This window comes from Allobosea sp. P1_A7, assembly GCF_056406775.1.
The window spans coordinates 1-2,355 of sequence record NZ_JBFTZN010000489.1; the positions used below are offsets into that span (position 1 = coordinate 1).

3 protein-coding genes are annotated in these 2,355 nt (G+C 65.3%); 2 read left to right on the forward strand and 1 reads right to left on the reverse strand.

What is annotated here, in order from left to right; genetic code table 11:
- Both AC1D34_RS36720 and AC1D34_RS36725 read left to right on the forward strand, forming a co-directional pair.
- Positions 1–703: TonB-dependent receptor (locus AC1D34_RS36720; RefSeq protein ID WP_476826918.1), on the forward strand; the 703-nt coding region annotated here is incomplete at its 5' end.
- Positions 703–1,914, forward strand: a complete 1,212-nt coding sequence (locus tag AC1D34_RS36725) for an ABC transporter substrate-binding protein (RefSeq protein ID WP_476826919.1) — start codon at positions 703–705, stop codon at positions 1,912–1,914. The genes AC1D34_RS36720 and AC1D34_RS36725, both read left to right, overlap by 1 nt.
- Positions 1,915–2,016: 102 nt before the next feature.
- Here AC1D34_RS36725 and AC1D34_RS36730 read toward each other — a convergent pair whose 3' ends face one another.
- Positions 2,017–2,241, reverse strand: a complete 225-nt coding sequence (locus AC1D34_RS36730) for a hypothetical protein (RefSeq protein WP_476826920.1) — start codon at positions 2,239–2,241, stop codon at positions 2,017–2,019.
- Positions 2,242–2,355: the final 114 nt, after the last annotated feature.

Genomic DNA, 2,355 nt, shown 5'->3' on the forward strand with positions numbered 1-2,355 from the left:
GGTCGGCCTCGTGCTGCGTCCGCTGAACAACGTCTCGCTCTATGCGAATTATGTCGAAGGGCTGAGCCGCGGCGATATCGCGCCGACCAATGCGACCAATGCCGGCGAGGCCTTCGCGCCCTATCGGGCAAAGCAGTACGAGGCGGGCGTGAAGGCGCAGTTCGGCACGTTCGGCGCCGGAATCAGCGCCTTCCAGATCACTAAGCCGAGCGCCGAGCTGAGCGGCAGCGGAGTCTTTTCGGTGAGCGGGGAGCAGCGCGTGCGCGGTCTTGAGCTCAATGTTTACGGGGAAATCACCCCCGAGTTTCGGGTGCTTGGCGGCGCCACCCTGCTGGATGGGGAGCTGACGAAGACGGCGCTCGCGGCCAATCTCGGCAACCGGCCGATCGGCGTTCCCTCGATGCAGCTCAACCTCGGCGCCGAATGGGATCTGCCCTGGGTGAAGGGGCTGACCCTGACGGGCGCGCTGATCCACACCAGCAAGCAGTTCATCAACACGGCCAACACCCAGTCGTTGCCCGACTGGACAAGGGTCGATCTCGGCGCGCGCTACGCAACCGAGATCGCCGGGCGCAAGACGACCTTCCGCGCCACCGTCCAGAACGTCGCCGACACCAAATACTGGTCGAGCGTCGCCTCGTTCGGGACGTTCTATGCGGGCGCGCCGCGCACCTTCCGGCTCTCGATGTCGGTCGACCTGTAATGGCGGAGTGCGGCGAAACCGATCGGCGCCTCGGCATTGGCGCATGCAGGCAGGGGCTCAGGGCGCTCCTGCACGGCCTCGCCCTGGTGCTCGCGGTGATCACGAGTGCCGTGCCGGCATGGGCCGAGCAGGTCTCCGTGACCGATGTGCTCGGGCGCGTCGTCACGGTGACGGTTCCGGTCCAGCGCGTGATCCTGGGCGAGGGGCGGCAGATCCACGCCGTCGCCGCCCTCGACCGGGAGGCGCCGTTCCGCCGCATCGTCGCCTGGCGCGACGATCTGCAGAAGGCCGATCCGGACAGCTACCGCGCCTATCTCGAGCGCTATCCCACTATTGCGGCGCTGCCGGCGCTCGGGACCATGAGCGAGGGCAATCTCGATATCGAGACGGTGATCGCCCTGAAGCCGGATGTYCTGTTCCTCAATGTCGAGGCCCAGATCGCGAGCGCGGAGACGAAGCTTGTCGAAAAGCTCGCTTCCGTCGGCATTCCCGTGGTCTATGTCGATTTCCGCCATGCGCCCTTCGTGAACACGGAACCGTCGCTCCGGCTGATGGGCCGGCTGTTCGGCCGCTCTGAGATCGCCGAGGAACTCATTGCGTTTCGCTCTCGTGAGATCGCGCGCGTCACCGATCGCCTGGCGGGGGTGGCCGATCTCAGGCGACCGCTCGTCATGGTCGACCGGATACCCGGCTATTCCGACGATTGCTGCATGACCTTCGGGCCGGAGAATTTCGGCAGAATGGTCGAGGTCGCCGGTGGGCGGAATCTCGGCAGCCTCCTGCTGCCCAGCACCTTCGGCACGGTGAACCCCGAAACGATCATCGCCATGAATCCCGATGTGTTGATCGCGACCGGCGGCAACTGGAGCGCGCTGGCGCCGGGCGGCGCCTGGGTCGGGCTCGGACCGGGGGCGGATCTCGCGGAGGCGAAGCGGAAACTCGCCAATCTCGCGAAACGCCCGGCCTTCGCTCATACGGCCGCGGTGAAGAGCGGGCGCGTCCACGCGATCTGGCATCAGTTCTACAACAATCCCTATCAGTTCGTGGCGATCCAGAGGATCGCCCGCTGGCTCCATCCCGATCTGTTTGCCGATCTCGATCCCGAGGCCACGCTGCGGGAGCTGCACGAGCGCTTCCTGCCGCTGCCCTATCAGCCCGGCTACTGGGTCGAGCTTGGCGGGGAGGGAGGAGCCGGCCGCGCCGCGCCCTGATTGCCGGCGGCCGGCTCGCGCGCTTCGGTACCGGCGTAGAGCCGGCATCTAAAAAAAGAGGGGCCGCTGGTGCGGCCCCTGTCTCCGAGGCGTGCTTGCCTCTCAGCTGCGATGCTGCGGCATGGTCGGAGCAACAAGCTGATGAGCGCGCAGCTCCTTCATGTGTTCGTGATAGGCGCGATACTGCTGCTGCTCTGCCAGGGCGCGGGGATTCTGGCCCTGCTCCTGAATGATGCTCTCGACACCGAACTCGGTGGCCTGCGCTGCGTTGGCGACGCCGAAGAGGGCGAGAAGGCCTCCGACAAGGGCGATCCTGTAAGTGATCATGATTGATCTCCTGTGTTCCAATGCGAGGCCGGGCTGAATTCCGACTTCGTATCTACACTACGCGCGGGATACCAAGATGTTCATACAAGTAAGTGTGAACTTATTTCTTGTAAG

What these genes read in the sequence shown, in the direction of transcription:
- AC1D34_RS36730 (WP_476826920.1), bottom strand. Translation starts at nt 2,241, where the DNA reads ATGATCACTTACAGGATCGCCCTTGTCGGAGGCCTTCTCGCCCTCTTC.